The following is a 14,097-nucleotide window of genomic DNA, read 5'->3' on the forward strand; positions in this document are numbered from 1 at the left end:
CCGGCCTATATCAGACTCCGCAGGTGAGTCCGGTTACTTTCTGCTGAAATAAAGCACCAGACGGTCACCGACCATCTGGAGTACCTGTACGAAAATCACCAGCAACGCGACAGTAATCACCATCACGTCGGTCTGGAAACGCTGGTAACCGAAGCGGATGGCCAGGTCGCCCAGGCCGCCGCCACCGATGACGCCAGACATGGCCGCGTAGGAGACCAGGGTGATGGCGGTCACGGTAATACCGGCGATGATGCCCGGAAGCGCTTCCGGCAGCAAGGCGCCGAAGATGATCTGGCGCACGTTGGCGCCCATGGCCTGGGTGGCTTCGATGATGCCGCGGTCGACTTCCCGCAGGGAGGTTTCCACCAGGCGGGCGAAGAAGGGGGCACCGCCAGCCACCAGTGGCGGAATGGCGCCGGCCACGCCCAGGGAGGTGCCAATGAGCAATACGGTGAACGGGATCATCACGATCAACAGGATGATAAAGGGCACGGAGCGTAGTACGTTGACCACGAACGACAACACCGCATAGGCCACTGGTTGTTCCAGTAGCTGGCGTTTGCCGAACAGGAACAGTAATACGCCAATGGGCAGGCCGATCAGTACGCTGAACAGCAGAGACATGCCCACCATCACCAGGGTGTCCCAGCTGGCCCAGCCGATTTCCAGCCAGTCGACGTTGCCCATGAGGGTTTCCATTAAAGCTTCCATCAGCGCACTACCTCCACGTGAACATCGGCGGCTTCCAGTGCCTGCATGGCGACGTCGAGATCACCGCCCACCAGTGACAGGGTTAGCTGGCCGTAGGGGGTGTCTTTGATGTGATCGATCCGGCCGGAGAGGATGCTGAAGTCTACGCCGGATTCCCTCGCTACGCTCCCCAGCAGGGGCTTGTAGGTGGATTCGCCCTTGAAGGTCAGGCGCAGGATGCGGCCGTCGGCTTTTTGCAGGTCTTCCTGGAGTTCATTGCGGTCGATGTTTTCGCTTTCGAACACAAAATCCCGGGTGGTGGGGTGCTGGGGGTGCAGGAACACTTCGCTCACCGGGCCCATTTCCACTACGCGACCGGCGTCCATTACGGCTACCCGGTCGCACACCCGGCGCACCACGTCCATTTCATGGGTGATCAACACGATGGTCAGGCCCAGCTCCTTGTTGATGTCGCCCAGCAGTTTCAGGACCGACTGGGTGGTTTGCGGGTCCAGGGCGCTGGTGGCCTCGTCGCACAGCAGAATGGTCGGCCGGCAGGCGAGGGCACGGGCGATGCCGACCCGTTGTTTCTGGCCACCGGACAACTGCGACGGGTACTTGTTGGCGTGCTCGCTCAGGCTGACCCGGGCCAGCAACTCTTCAACCCGGCTGCGGATTTCTGCTTTCGAATAGATGCCGGCCAGCTTCATCGGAAACGCGACATTGTCGGCCACGGTTTTCGAGGACAGCAGATTGAAGTGCTGAAAGATCATGCCCACTTTGCGGCGAAAGGCGCGCAGCTCGGCGGCGCTGTAACGGGTGATGTCTTCGTCATCAATCAGAATGCGACCGCCGGTGGCAGGCTCCAGCAAGTTAATCAAACGGACGAGGGTGGATTTGCCCGCGCCGGAATGGCCGACGATGCCGAATACCTCGCCGGTTTCAATGGTCATACTGGTGGGATGCAGCGCGGGGATCGCCCGGCCGGCCACTTGGTATGACTTCTGTACCTGGTCAAATACAATCACGATCAGTGCCTTGGTCTTTGCCTTTGGAGTGCATAGGGCGCGCAGCCGAAAACCGGCGATTATAGCCTATTCGATGACCAAACCCGAATCCGGGCGGTGTGTAGTTGCCCTTACACAAAAAGCTATCTGACACACCAGCCTGCCCTCAGCTAAACTGCTATTTGAAAAGAACATTAATAAACGTCCACCCGTCCGAGGCGCGCCGTACCTGTGACTACAGCGTCCGAGAATACGCGCTCAAGGATGAATTCCACCCAGGCATGGGTTTCCTACCTCAGCAAGGTAGAGCTGCCGGTATTGGCCAACACCCTCCGGCAGATCAACGAACTGACCGACAGCCGCAACAGCACAGTGAACGAGCTGGCCAATGTCATTTTGAATGACGCCCAGCTCACCTCCCAGGTGCTTCGGCTATCCAACACGGTGTTCTACAACCAGACCCGTACCCAGGTGAGCACGGTCAGCCGGGCTATCACCCTGATCGGCTTCGACGCGGTGAAATCCATGGCGATTTCATCGCTGATTGTCGACACTCTGCTCAAACGCAACGACCGGCCACACCTGTTGCGTTGCCTTGCTCGCGCTATTCACGCAGCCGTTCAGGCCCGGTGCCTGATGCCAAAACGTACCGAATATGCTCTTGAAGAGGTGTTCATCGGAGCCTTGCTGATGAATATCGGTGAGCTGGCCTTCTGGTCATGCGAAACCGATCAGGCGACCGAGCTGGAAGAGCGCCTGCGGCTTGACGAACCGGCCGTGGAGGCCCAGAAAGCCGTGCTGCACACCACCTTTACCGAGATCACCCGGGGCCTGGTGGAAGCCTGGTCTTTAGGGCCGTTTATCCGAGAAGTGGTGGCGCCCGGCAAGGCCAATTCCATGGCCAGCAGCCTGGTGCGCAATACCGTGGAAATGGCCACGGTGTCCGAGCATGGCTGGAGCGGGCCGGAGATGGACAAGGTGCTGGAAAGGTTGTCAGCAGATGTCGGAGAAAGCCCCGCCGCCATCCGGGACCAACTGAAGGTCAACGCTCAGGAAGCCACCAAGGTGGCGGTGTCTCTGGGCATTCCACAGGTAACCGCGTTGCTGCCCGGCAACCAGGGTAGCGCCGCCGGACACGGTGCCGAAGCCCCGGTCATGGACCCCGCCCTGCAATTGCAGATCCTTCGGGATCTGACCCAGACACTGGCAGAAAAACCCGATATCAACGAAGTGTGTCAGCTGGTGATCGAAGGCATTCACCGGGCCATCGGAATGCAACGGGTAGCCCTGCTGATGAGCGACCTTACCGGACAAGACCTGATTCCCCGCAAGGTGGGCGGCCGGGGTACCGAGGAGTGGCGAGGAGTGGCGAGAACACTTGATTATCCACAAGGATGGCACCGGGCCACTTGGGGAGCTTTTACCCCACGGGACTTGTGCCATTCACAAACCCGGCAAACAGGCGGGCGGTGTTCCCTATGACCGCTGGCTGGGCAAGGTGCCGGCCCTGGTAGGCTCGCTTACCGCCAAAGGGCGACTGGTTGGCCTGTTCTATGCGGATAATGCTGCGGCGGGCTATGTGCCATCAGAACAACAGCTGGCAGCCTTCGCCCACTTTATTCAGAACGCACAATTGTGCCTCACGCTGTTAACCACCAACCACTGATCCACCGAGAGGCGGATCGACACTGTTTCACATCTCGTAAAGCCGGGAGATATGTAGAACCGGGCCGGTCGGTACGCCCGTCGGAGAGCCACCACTGGGCTCCAGACTTATGGCCAGCGTGCGGCTGCTGGCCAGCAACCTACGCGCCTCTTCAGTCAGGGTCACCTCGTAGATTCCACCCACAGCCATAACACCCAATGATACCGGGCTGCCTTCACCCGGCACGACCCATAGCTCGTAATCCTTGCCCTGACCTGGGTCGACGGCGGCCACGGATCTCAGCCTCAATCGATCATTCCCGGATTCGCTGACCAACCAGAGCGGATCACTCACGTCAGACTGCACAACGGCGCCGGTTAACTGCACATCACGCACTGGCCCCTGCTGTGGCGGAGCCACCAGGATCACCGCCAGTACAACGACAGCCGCGCTTGCCAATAAGCTCCAGCTCGGCCAGAACCACCCTGTGCTCGGACGTGCCTGAGTAGCGTTTTCGACGGTGGGCCAAAGGCGCTGTTCTATCTCTGCCCAGACCGATGGCGCCGGGTTAACCGAAGGCACAGCCCGAGTCAGTTGGCCCAGTCTCTCTTCCCAGAACCAGACTTCCTGCCGAACCTGCATCGATTGCATCATCCAGCGCTCGAAGCGTTGCCGGGCCCGCCCCGTTAATGAGCCCAACACATACTCAGCGGCAAGGCTTTCTATACGTTCCGGCGTTTTCTTCATCGCTCAAGGCACCTCTTCAGCGCCATCAAACCACGCCTTATCCAGCTTTTCACCGTACCGACCGGCGAGGCCAGGGTCTGTGCCAGCTCGTCATGGGTCATGCCCCGGTAGTAGGACAGTAGGATGGTATCGCGCTGGGTGTCACTCAGTTCCTCCAGGCACCCGGTCAGCGCTAATGCTCCAGCTTGCTGCAGCCGGGTCTCCAGTGGCCCCCAGCGGCCATCCTCAAGATGGTTTAGCGCGTCGTCACCGGCATTTCTTAAAGATCTTCGAGCACGAATAAGATCCAGCGTTCGGTACCTGGCTATGGTTAGCATCCACCCCAAGGGGGCGCCTCTATCTCCGTGATATTCACCTGCGTTGTGCCAGATCTGTACGAATGCATCTTGCAAGGCTTCCTCCGCTAGCTCCTGCTGGCCTGCCAGCTTGTAACACAGCCCGAGCATGCGAGCCGAGACTCGCTGGTAGAGCTGTCGAAAAGCCTCCCTATCATGCTGTGCCACTGCCAACAACAGGTTTAACAATTCTTTTTGTTCTGACTCATCAACCGTCATGTTCTACACCGTGTCATCCAATGGTAGGAACAGTTACGGTGCGAGTGCCACGAAAGTTGCAGGGTCACTCCTTGAAAATCACACATTTTATTTCGCGTCGGAGTGCATCTTTTCACCGGTGGCGTCCGTTACTCCTTAGCAATACCAACCATCGATGAGGAAGCACGGAATGAACACATTTATAAAACGCTCCGGCCTCGCTGTTGCGGTTGCCGGCTTATGCCTGGCCGCCGGAACCGGTTATGCGTCCAGTCACAGAGAAGCCCCGTTTATCACGGAAATGCCAAAAGTGGACGGTACCGATTTCTACATGTTCCGCAGTTACGAAGCTGGCCGAGAAGGCTTTGTTACGCTGATCGCGAACTATCTGCCACTGCAGGATGCCTATGGCGGGCCCAACTACTTCGATCTTGATGAAGACGCCATCTACGAGATTCACATCGACAACACCGGGAACGCACGGGAAGACATCACCTTCCGTTTCTCGTTCCAGGATGTGAGACAGGATCTGAAAATTGATGTGAACGGGGAAATGGTCTCCATCCCTCTTAAAACAGGCGCACCGGTTGGCCCCGGCGCCATGGATGACGCCATGAACGGCGCTATTCAGGTACGCCAGACCTACACTGTGGATGTCATTCGAGGTGACCGGCGCACTGGCGTATCGCAGGCCGTGACCGGTGACGGGGGTAGCCCAACCTTCAGCAAGCCGCTGGACAACATCGGCAGCAAAACCATAGAGAATTATCCGGCCTATGCACAAAGCCATGTGTACACGGCCAATATCCCGGGCTGCGGCACCGGCCGGGTGTTTGCCGGACAGCGGGCCGAAGCCTTTGCTGTCAATCTCGGCGAAGTCTTCGATCTGATCAACCTGTCTCCCGAGGATGTCACCGGCGCCAACGGCCGGGATCTGGGCCTGAACATTCTGGAAGGCAAGAACGTGACGTCACTGGCCCTTGAGGTGCCGATCGAGTGTGTTGCGTCCGCCAATGACCCGGTCATCGGTGCCTGGACCACTGCAAGCGTTCGCCAGGCCCGGGTTATCAACCCGCGACCTGTCGCCTTTGAAGAGGGCGATGCAGGCAAAGGCGCAACCGTTGAAGGTGGCGCATACACCCAGGTCTCGCGCCTCGGTTCCCCGCTGGTGAACGAAGTCGTGATCGGCCTGCGGGACAAGAATCTGTTTAACACCAGTGAGCCGAAAGACGATGCGTCCAACTTTGCGCCTTATGTTCTAACACCCACACTGCCTGAGCTTATTGAAAGTCTGTTCGGCGATCCCATGGCAAACGGAGGCGAAGGTAATCTTGCACCGAATCAGTTCCCCCGCGTCGATTTGGTATGGGGCTTTCTGAATGGTGTTCCGGGCGTTACCCGCCCCGCCGGCACGCCAAACCTGGGTGAAATGCTTCGCCTGAACACCGATATTGATGCGGCCGACAGCAACGTTATGTCGCAAAAAGACCTAGGTGTCCTTGGAGGGGATCTTGCTGGCTTCCCCAACGGCCGCCGACCGGTTGACGACGTGGTCGATATAGCGCTGCGTGTAGTAATGGGCGCGCTGTTTGATGAGGCGTTTAACGAGGTCCATCCAGCTTTCGAACAGCTGATGGCGGGGAATGCACCGGCCAGAAATACTCCATTTACCGACGGAGCAGTAGTGGATCGAGACCTTCTGCTGAGCGGCTTCCCGTATCTGGGCCATCCGGTCTCCGGTTCCCCGAACCCGCAGCGCTCACAACCTGAATAATGCCAATCAAGGAGGTTTCCATGAAACCCATACTCAAGATCGCCACGTTGATGGCTCTTGCTCTGGCGCTGGCAGGCTGTTCAGACAGTTCCAACAATCGGGGCCAGGGCCTGAAGATCTCCGTGGACTTCACCACGTTTGTGCAGAACGAGATCAAACGCACCGCAGATGATCGTGAGCCGGTAAACATCAATAACCTGGAGTTCAGCTTCAATGATCAAGACAATGAACAGGCGTTCGACAACCTGTTCTGAGCGCGGCTTGCTCCGCTGCCAGCGCGCCAGGCACGGCGCGCTGGCAGCTCTTGCTCCTGCCCTGAAGGGCGGAGCCTTCTCGGCCATCCTGACAGGGATGGCCGTTTTTGGCTCCGCCGCCTGGGCAGCACCCGCCGACATCAGAACCGACTTTGGTGACACTGACATTCTAGTCACCCTGCCACAACCAACACTGACCCAAACCGCGCTTCCAGACAACGCAGAGGAGCTGGCCGATACCATACAACAGCAGATCCTCCAGGCCAGACGAGATGGCGACCCAAGATATCTGGGTTATGCCAGCAGCCTGCTCGCCCAATGGCCTGAAGACCGCCTGACCGATCGGCTGAGAGTTCTGCGAGCTACGGTCCAGCAAAGCCTGCATCAGTTCGATGAGGCCAGGGCAGACCTCCAAACGGTCATCGCCACGACCGATGACCCCATTCAGCGACTGCAGGCTCACCTGACACTGGCCAACCTTGAGTTGGTGCAGGGCCGCTATGAGCATGCAGCTGAAAATTGCCAGGCACTGCTTGAATCCTCCCCGGGATTGATTGCCTATAGTTGTCAGGCGCAAGTTCGGGGCCGCACAGGGCAACCACAATCAGCCTATCAGAGGCTGCTCGATCATACCCGTACAGAGCGCCGGCAAAACAACAACGAAAGGGTCTGGGCCGAGGGTACGCTGGCTGATCTGGCCGCTCAGCTTGGTGATCCCCGTGCCCGCGATCACTGGCAGCTCATTCTCAACTTGCAACCGGACGATCTGTACACCCGCACCCGGCTGGCTGACTGGTTTCTCGATAATCAACAACCAGAGAACGTCCTGTCTTTGACGGAAAGCTATGAACACGTGGACTCGCTGGCAGTCATCCGGGCGATCGCAATGCAGCAAACCGAACATCCGCAAGCCGATGCCTTAATCACACGACTGAGAGAGCGCTTTTCCGAAGCGCGCTGGCGGGGGAGCCTTTTGCATGAACGCGACCTGGCGCGTTTCCAACTTGATGTGGAAGGGCAAGCACCGCAGGCACTCGGTTACGCACTGGCCAACTGGCAGGATCAGCGGGAGCCGGAAGACACCCGGTTGGTGTTGCGTGCCAGCATCGCTGCCGGCGAAGAAGAGCGGGCGAGCAGTGTTCGCGACTGGCTGAAGCAACACCGGCAGACTGATAACCGCTACCCGGAGACCGACTCATGAACCGCTTCCTGTTTCTACGGTTACTGCTTCTTGCGGCATTCTCGGCAAGCGCTTCGCCTGCCTGGGCCCACAAGGCAAGCGACGCGTTTATCTACCTTGACCTTGATCAGTCTACAGTCAGGGTGGATCTTGCGCTCAGGGACCTTGCCCTGGAGGTGCCACTCGACCGCAACGCCGACCGGCAAGTCAGTGGTGCCGAACTAAGGGCTGCCAGAGGCGAGATCACCGGTTATCTGGAACAAGGTCTGGTGCTGAGCAATCACAGCGGCAACTGCACCCTGCAAGGTGAACAGTGGGGATTATCCACACACAGTGACGGGCCTTACGCGGCAGCACGTTATCTGGTCGCATGCCCTAACGGCCAGGCGCCGGAATCCCTTACCTATACGCTGCTGTTTGATCGCGACCCCCTGCACAGAGGGCTGGTCAGCCTGACCTATGAAGACCAGGAAACCCTTGCCGTTATTGCCCCCGGAGACACCACACTGGCTCTGGCAGCGACCAGTTTCGGTAATGCCCGATTGTTCGGCACCTTCCTTTACGAGGGCATTATCCACTTACTGATCGGCTTGGATCATATTCTCTTCTTGCTGGTATTAATGCTGCCAGCCACCATTCGCCGACGTAAGACCACTGAAGCGGGTAATACTCTCGGTGTAGCCGGTCTGAAACCCAGGCTGCTTGAGCTGGTCGGCATCGTCACCGCTTTTACTGTAGCCCACTCCATTACCCTTGGGCTTTCAGCGCTGGGCGTAGTGCGCCCACCCATTGCCTGGGTGGAAACCATCATTGCGTTATCCGTCGCACTGGCAGCGCTGAACGTCATTTGGCCGATACTGGGCCGGAAAACCTGGAAGCTGGCCTTTGGGTTCGGACTGATTCACGGGTTCGGATTCGCCAGCGTGTTGGGCGATTTGACGACCGGTGTATCGCAACTGGCGGTGGCGCTGGCCGGGTTCAATCTTGGCGTGGAACTGGGGCAGGTTGCGCTGGTGCTGGTGGTTTTCCCACTGCTATACCTCTCAGCCCGCTCAAGGTTCTACGAACGGGCAGCGGTGCCCGTCATGCTGATGGCAGTCGGCGCCTTAAGTCTGTACTGGGTGCTGGAACGGGTCGCCGAAATATAGATAACCAAACCGGCCGGTGCCCTTGGCGCCCGGCCGGCCTTAATAACGGGCTCAGTGCAGCGCCCGCATCTGCCGTGGGTACAAGGCCGCGCTGACTTCCGGTTCTTCCAGCAAATCCGCCAGCTCGCGGTCGATATCGGTTTCCTCGCCTTCGTCCGGCAAAGGTTCGAACAGGGTGCTCAGCCAGGCCGCCACGCTTGGCGCGCTGTCTCTGTCGTAGTCGGTGGACAACGCTTTGATCCGGCGGAAGCCGATAATGCGCTGATGTTTGGGGTCGCGAATCTGTTCAAAACCCCGCCAATAGATTCTGTCACGGGTGTGCAGCTGAACAAACAGGGTGTCGATGGGGCCGTTATCATCATCGGCACCGTCGTCGTCCTCTTCCTGGGCCTGGGGCGTTTCGGCATCGGTCGGTTTGCGACGGATGGTGGTCCAGGCCGGGTAGAGTACCGCCACGGCGTCCGCTTCCACGTGTTCTCGGGCCGCCCGCAGAATCAGACCCCAGCGGGCCTTGTCGGCATCGGTTTCCAGAGAGTTGATGGGCAGGTCGTAGCTCTGTTCACTGGACAGAACTATGGCCATCATCGGGGCGTCCAGTTCCCCCATGGCTTCGGCCTGTGCTACGGATACCAGATCGTCGATTGCCATCGATTGGTTCATAAGATGCTCGCCTCCTCGATGCCATCAGGGTAGTCAGGGAATCAGCTCCCTGTGTTACAGCATAGCCTGTTCCGCCAGTAAAGATAAACGTGGAGTTTGCCGGCGCGGATCACAAGGTCGCGCCGGAAGTTGTGTCAACGCATCAGAACGCGTTTTCCAGGCGTTCGTAATTAGCGAACCAGGGGTTTGCTTCCTCAAGCTGGGCGGCCAGCTGCAACAGTCGATCCTCGCGGCCATGGGCGGCGCCGAACTGTACGCCGACCGGTAAACCGTCGCGGGTCCAGTGCATGGGTACCGACATCGCCGGCGTGCCGGTCAGGTTCGCAAGCTGGGTAAAGGGCGTTCGAGCCAGGCTTTCCAGCGCCATCTGGTCCACCTGGCCGCTACGATGGACCAGCTTGCCCGCTTTCAGGGTTAGCATCAGCCTGGCGATCAGTTTGAGATGAGCCGGGGTGTCCATTTCACCAATCCTTGCCGGCAACTGGCCGGTGGTCGGGGACAGGTACAGGTCGAAACGCTCGAAAAATGCGCCCAGGGCACGGGCGAAGTCGTTCCACTGCTGGCGACGACGAACATAGTCCGGCAAGGGCATGGTGAGCCCCAGCATACCCAGTAACCGGGTCTCCAGCTCGAAATCCTTGTCCTCGGCACCGAACTGCTCGCGTGCTCTGTCCATCATTGAGGACACTTCACCAAAGTACAGGGCCAGGTAGCACCGTGCCAGGGCCATGCCGTCAAATTCCGGCCGGGCATATTCGACATGATGCCCCAGATCTTCCAGCATACGGGCGGTTTCTTCGACGGCGGCCACGCACTCCGGTGCTACCTCGGTATCGTAGGGGGAAGAGGTGAACACACCAATTCTCAGCCGCCCCGGCGATTGCTGCATCAAGTCCAACCAGGAGCCCTCCGGTTCCGTAATGCGAAATGGGTCGCCACTGGCAGGGCCGGCCAGCACGTCCAGCATGCTGGCGCTGTCTCGAACTGTGCGGGACACCACATGGTCGGTCGAAGCACCGGTCCAGGCCTCTCCGGCGTGGGGCCCTACAGAAATCCGGCCGCGGGATGGCTTCAGTCCAAACAGCCCGTTGTAAGCTGCCGGAATGCGGATGGAACCACCGCCATCGTTGGCTCCGGCCATGGGAACAACACCAGCAGCTACCGCGGCACCGGAGCCACCGCTGGAGCCTCCGGGCGTCAATTCTGTGTTCCAGGGGTTGCGGCTCGGGCCCCAAAGGGCAGACTCGGTCACGGCCTTGAGGCCGAACTCCGGCGTTGCCGTGCGACCGATGAACACCAAGCCAGCCTTACGGGCACGTTGTACGAACTGTGAGTCACGGCTCGGAATATGCTTTTGCATGGCCCGGCTGCCGTAGGTGCAAGGTTGCCCGGCCTGTTCCTGGGCCAGGTCTTTCAGCAACAGGGGTACACCAGAAAACGGCCCATCAGACACCGGCGCCTGCCCCATGGCATCCGAGTACTGGGGGTGGCAGATGGCGTTGAGGGCCCCATTGACATGATTGGCACGCTCCACCGCCGCATCGGTTACTTCCCGGGGCGTCACATCACCCCGGCGGATCAGATCAGCCAGCGCTGTTGCGTCGTATCTCAGGTATTCGGACTGGTTCATGGGCCACCCTGCTTGTTGTTATTTACCCGCCCCCACTGGACTTTCGGGGCATAAACCGGAAACTCAGGAGCTTACGCCAATCCCAAAGTGAGTTCCATGGACCTGACCCTGTTTCCTGAGGCCATTAGCCCGGGCGTCGCTCTTTTCCTGCTATTGGCCTCGGCGATAACCTCAATGCTGACCGCTGTGCTCGGTGCCGGTGGTGGCGTTCTGCTACTGGTGTTGATGGCATCCTGGATGCCACCGGCGGCGATTATTCCGGTGCATGGCATGATTCAGCTCGGCTCCAATACCGGCCGGGCAGTGCTGACCCGGCACCACATAGACTGGAAGGTGATTGCTGCCTTTACGCCCGGCGTGATTGCAGGGGCAGCGCTTGGCGCCTGGCTGTTGGTTAATTTACCCGCGCACCTCTGGCAACTATCCATCGCTCTGTTCGTGCTGTATCTGTGTTGGGGGCCGAAACTGCCAAAGGCATCGTTCGGGCCCATCGGCATTTTTACAGCGTCCGCCGTCACCAGTTTTGTCAGCCTGTTAGTGGGCGCCACGGGCCCCCTGGTCGCCGCCTTTATCAAGCAGATTCACCGGGATCGCTTTAAAACCGTGGCCACGTTTGCCGCTGCCATGACCCTGCAACATGCGCCCAAAGCACTGGTCTTCGGGGTTGCCGGATTCGTGTTCTCGGACTGGCTGCTGTTCATTCTCGCCATGATTGCCTGCGGCTTCACCGGCACCTGGCTGGGGCTGCACGTTCTGAAATCCATGACCAACCGGTGGTTCAGCCTCGCCTTCAATCTGGTACTGACAATTCTGGCGCTGCGCCTGCTGTGGCAAGCGGCGGAGTCCGCCGGCTGGTTGGCCTAAAGTCCCGTGTCGTCGGGCGGGGCGGGCACCGAGACCACCGCATTGCGCCCCCGTGATTTGGCGATATAGCACCCTTCATCCGCCCGTGCCATGACCTCCCTCGGGCCGCTGTCACCTGCAGACACCAGCGTGAGTCCAATGCATACAGTCACACCGAAAGAGCGGCCATCGTGCTGGACCTTCAGCGCCTCGACCCGGCTGCGCAGGTTTTCTGCCAGGGCTTCGGCCCGGTCCAGACCACATCCGGGCAACAGCATCGCAAATTCATCACCCCCCAACCGTGCGACAGTATCCGATTGGCGAACCGCGCTCTGGAACAGATCGAAGAAGTTCTCGCCAATGCAATCATCCCCCAACGCAAGAAACTCGCCGGCTGCGTCGTTGGCGTACCGGATCAGGCCCGCCTTGTCGACCATCAGAACGCCTTCCTGCAAAACATCCAGTATCGAATCGGCCCTTTGCTGCTCTTCCCGGAGCGCCTGCTCAAAGCGCATTTCTCGGGTGACATCCCGCACAATAGTGATGGTGCCAAGAGCCTGGTCAGGCAGTTCAATAACCGACGTCATGGTATCTACCCAGACATACCCCGGTGAACGGGTGGTCAGCAACCGCAGTCGTCCACGATAAAACCTGTGCCGGGTCAATGCCCGGCGCCAGCCTGCCAATGCCGCGTCGCGATCTTCAACGGCCACTTTCGAGCTAAGGTAGCGCTGGGTAACCTGCTCCGTCGTTTCACCGAGAATGTTCAACAGTGCCGGGTTAACAAATTCAATCCGGCCGAGAATATTGGAGTGGACAATGCCAATGGGGGCATCCTAGGTCAGAGAACGGAAGAACGCCTCCCGCTCAGCCAATGACCGAAGAATCTCGTCGCGCTCATGGCGAACCATGTTGAAAACCCGAGCCACATTCCGGATTTCCCGCCCCCCGGTTTCCGAGACCGGCATCTGGCGTTCGCCGGTATGGCGCTGATAGATCTGAATGCTCAGATCGCGCAGTGGCCGCAACAAGCGATGGAAGAACCAGAATGCCAGGGGGATCAACACAACCAGTACTGACAACAGGGTCCAACTGAAAGCGTCACGCATACGGTTGACCGACGCGAAGGCATCCGTCTCGGGCCAGACCGCCGCCACAAACCAGGGCACTTGGGCCATTTGCCCATAGGCAGTGATGGTCGGCATTTTCTGGTCAGACTCATCGCGAAGTGTACCTTCAAATCCCTCCATGGCACGTGCAATAGAGCTCTGCCGGACATCCACCGGTACCATAACCCGACCGTCACGGCCATCAGCCAGTACCACCCCCTGGCGGGTTATCAGGCGCAGATAGCCCGCATCCCCCACACGAATCCCGGAGATATCGCTCATGAAGTTGTCACCATTGAGCAGAATCAACCCGCCAATCATGCCAGTGAAACGTTTACGGTGATCAAAAAGGGGTGCAGCCAGCATCACGCCTGGCCGCCCCTCAAGAGCGGTAACGTACGGTTCACTGATAATCGGCACTAGCTAGCTGGAAACGGCTTTGAAGTATGGCCGTTCCGAGGCATTGAAACTGGGGATCAGGTAATCAAGGGGATTGGCGGCCAGTAGCTTACCCTCGGCATCCATTATAAACAGAGCATCAAACAGCCTGAGCAGCGAGGCCTGCTGGCGCAATATGACTCGCGCCCGATTCTGGAGCAGGGCTTCGGAGGCCGGGATTTCACTGGCAACGTGAGAGAGAACATCACGCCGCAGGGCAAGTTTCTGGTCAAGGTCACGAGCCACCATTTCGACAATCGCTTCCACTTGCTGGTGTGCCTGATGCTCCAGTTCAGCCCGGCTCAGCGCAGAACCGATACTGGCCACCACCACCGCGGTCACCAACACAAAGGCCACGACCAGGTCAACTGCCCGATTCGCCAGACTCGCAAACCACAACTTTATCAAATAACCAACCTCATGCCGTCCAAATAGTGCA

The 14,097-nt window shown here is 59.1% G+C and carries 16 protein-coding genes; 7 read left to right on the plus strand and 9 right to left on the minus strand.

The genetic code is table 11. The annotated features are described in order from the left end of the window. Window positions 1-33: 33 nt before the first annotated feature. Together ACTZWX_RS05695 and ACTZWX_RS05700 are read right to left on the minus strand one after the other, a co-directional pair. Complete coding sequence (locus tag ACTZWX_RS05695) at window positions 34-711, minus strand: methionine ABC transporter permease (RefSeq protein ID WP_058092815.1); 678 nt, start codon at window positions 709-711, stop codon at window positions 34-36. Continuing rightward, window positions 711-1,718 (minus strand): methionine ABC transporter ATP-binding protein, encoded by a 1,008-nt coding sequence (locus tag ACTZWX_RS05700; RefSeq protein WP_444713109.1) that lies wholly within the window; start codon window positions 1,716-1,718, stop codon window positions 711-713. The genes ACTZWX_RS05695 and ACTZWX_RS05700 overlap by 1 nt, the downstream gene beginning before the upstream one ends. 243 nt (window positions 1,719-1,961) lie before the next feature. On the opposite strand from ACTZWX_RS05700, the gene ACTZWX_RS05705 reads away from it, so the two are divergent. After that, window positions 1,962-3,179: an HDOD domain-containing protein gene (locus ACTZWX_RS05705; protein WP_444713110.1), complete on the plus strand. Its 1,218-nt coding sequence runs from the start codon at window positions 1,962-1,964 to the stop codon at window positions 3,177-3,179. 16 nt (window positions 3,180-3,195) lie between these two features. After that, window positions 3,196-3,363, plus strand: a complete 168-nt coding sequence (locus ACTZWX_RS05710) for a hypothetical protein (protein ID WP_444713111.1) — start codon at window positions 3,196-3,198, stop codon at window positions 3,361-3,363. Between the two features lie 27 nt (window positions 3,364-3,390). Here ACTZWX_RS05710 and ACTZWX_RS05715 read toward each other — a convergent pair whose 3' ends face one another. Both ACTZWX_RS05715 and ACTZWX_RS05720 read right to left on the minus strand, forming a co-directional pair. Further along, entirely contained in the window at window positions 3,391-4,089 is a 699-nt protein-coding gene (locus ACTZWX_RS05715) for an anti-sigma factor (protein WP_444713112.1), read from the minus strand. After that, window positions 4,086-4,643 carry a sigma-70 family RNA polymerase sigma factor gene (locus ACTZWX_RS05720; protein ID WP_444713113.1) on the minus strand — a complete coding sequence of 186 codons (558 nt, stop codon included), beginning with the start codon at window positions 4,641-4,643 and terminating at the stop codon, window positions 4,086-4,088. Before ACTZWX_RS05720 ends, ACTZWX_RS05715 begins: the two co-directional genes overlap by 4 nt. A 169-nt stretch (window positions 4,644-4,812) precedes the next feature. Between ACTZWX_RS05720 and ACTZWX_RS05725 the strand changes: the two genes are divergently transcribed. The 4 genes from ACTZWX_RS05725 to ACTZWX_RS05740 are packed head-to-tail and all read left to right on the plus strand — an operon-like array spanning window position 4,813 to window position 8,978. Further along, window positions 4,813-6,396, plus strand: coding sequence for a DUF4331 domain-containing protein (locus ACTZWX_RS05725; RefSeq protein WP_444713114.1), 1,584 nt, complete (start codon window positions 4,813-4,815; stop codon window positions 6,394-6,396). A 20-nt stretch (window positions 6,397-6,416) separates the two neighbouring features. Further along, window positions 6,417-6,650: a hypothetical protein gene (locus ACTZWX_RS05730; RefSeq protein ID WP_444713115.1), complete on the plus strand. Its 234-nt coding sequence runs from the start codon at window positions 6,417-6,419 to the stop codon at window positions 6,648-6,650. Then, on the plus strand, window positions 6,610-7,851 hold the full coding sequence (locus ACTZWX_RS05735) for a tetratricopeptide repeat protein (protein WP_444713116.1): 1,242 nt from the start codon (window positions 6,610-6,612) through the stop codon (window positions 7,849-7,851). Before ACTZWX_RS05730 ends, ACTZWX_RS05735 begins: the two co-directional genes overlap by 41 nt. Beyond that, on the plus strand, window positions 7,848-8,978 hold the full coding sequence (locus ACTZWX_RS05740) for a HupE/UreJ family protein (RefSeq protein WP_444713117.1): 1,131 nt from the start codon (window positions 7,848-7,850) through the stop codon (window positions 8,976-8,978). The genes ACTZWX_RS05735 and ACTZWX_RS05740 overlap by 4 nt, the downstream gene beginning before the upstream one ends. Before the next feature lie 51 nt (window positions 8,979-9,029). On the opposite strand, the gene ACTZWX_RS05745 is transcribed toward ACTZWX_RS05740, so the two are convergent. Further along, complete coding sequence (locus ACTZWX_RS05745; protein WP_444713118.1) at window positions 9,030-9,638, minus strand: hypothetical protein; 609 nt, start codon at window positions 9,636-9,638, stop codon at window positions 9,030-9,032. Between the two features lie 142 nt (window positions 9,639-9,780). Beyond that, window positions 9,781-11,268, minus strand: coding sequence for an amidase (locus ACTZWX_RS05750; protein ID WP_444713119.1), 1,488 nt, complete (start codon window positions 11,266-11,268; stop codon window positions 9,781-9,783). A 96-nt stretch (window positions 11,269-11,364) separates the two neighbouring features. Here ACTZWX_RS05750 and ACTZWX_RS05755 point away from each other — a divergent pair, with 96 nt between their 5' ends. Continuing rightward, window positions 11,365-12,132: a sulfite exporter TauE/SafE family protein gene (locus tag ACTZWX_RS05755; protein WP_444713120.1), complete on the plus strand. Its 768-nt coding sequence runs from the start codon at window positions 11,365-11,367 to the stop codon at window positions 12,130-12,132. On the opposite strand, the gene ACTZWX_RS05760 is transcribed toward ACTZWX_RS05755, so the two are convergent. From ACTZWX_RS05760 to ACTZWX_RS05770, 3 genes are read right to left on the minus strand one after another with little or no spacing between them, the layout of a single operon-like run. Then, window positions 12,129-12,938 (minus strand): GGDEF domain-containing protein, encoded by an 810-nt coding sequence (locus ACTZWX_RS05760; protein WP_444713420.1) that lies wholly within the window; start codon window positions 12,936-12,938, stop codon window positions 12,129-12,131. The two genes, ACTZWX_RS05755 and ACTZWX_RS05760, sit on opposite strands and share 4 nt — an antisense overlap. 9 nt (window positions 12,939-12,947) lie before the next feature. Next, window positions 12,948-13,586 carry a hypothetical protein gene (locus ACTZWX_RS05765; RefSeq protein WP_444713121.1) on the minus strand — a complete coding sequence of 213 codons (639 nt, stop codon included), beginning with the start codon at window positions 13,584-13,586 and terminating at the stop codon, window positions 12,948-12,950. Window positions 13,587-13,643: 57 nt separating this feature from the next. After that, complete coding sequence (locus ACTZWX_RS05770; RefSeq protein WP_444713122.1) at window positions 13,644-14,066, minus strand: cache domain-containing protein; 423 nt, start codon at window positions 14,064-14,066, stop codon at window positions 13,644-13,646. Window positions 14,067-14,097: the final 31 nt, after the last annotated feature.

Source organism: Marinobacter sp. NSM (genome assembly GCF_052380025.1).
Lineage (GTDB): Bacteria > Pseudomonadota > Gammaproteobacteria > Pseudomonadales > Oleiphilaceae > Marinobacter.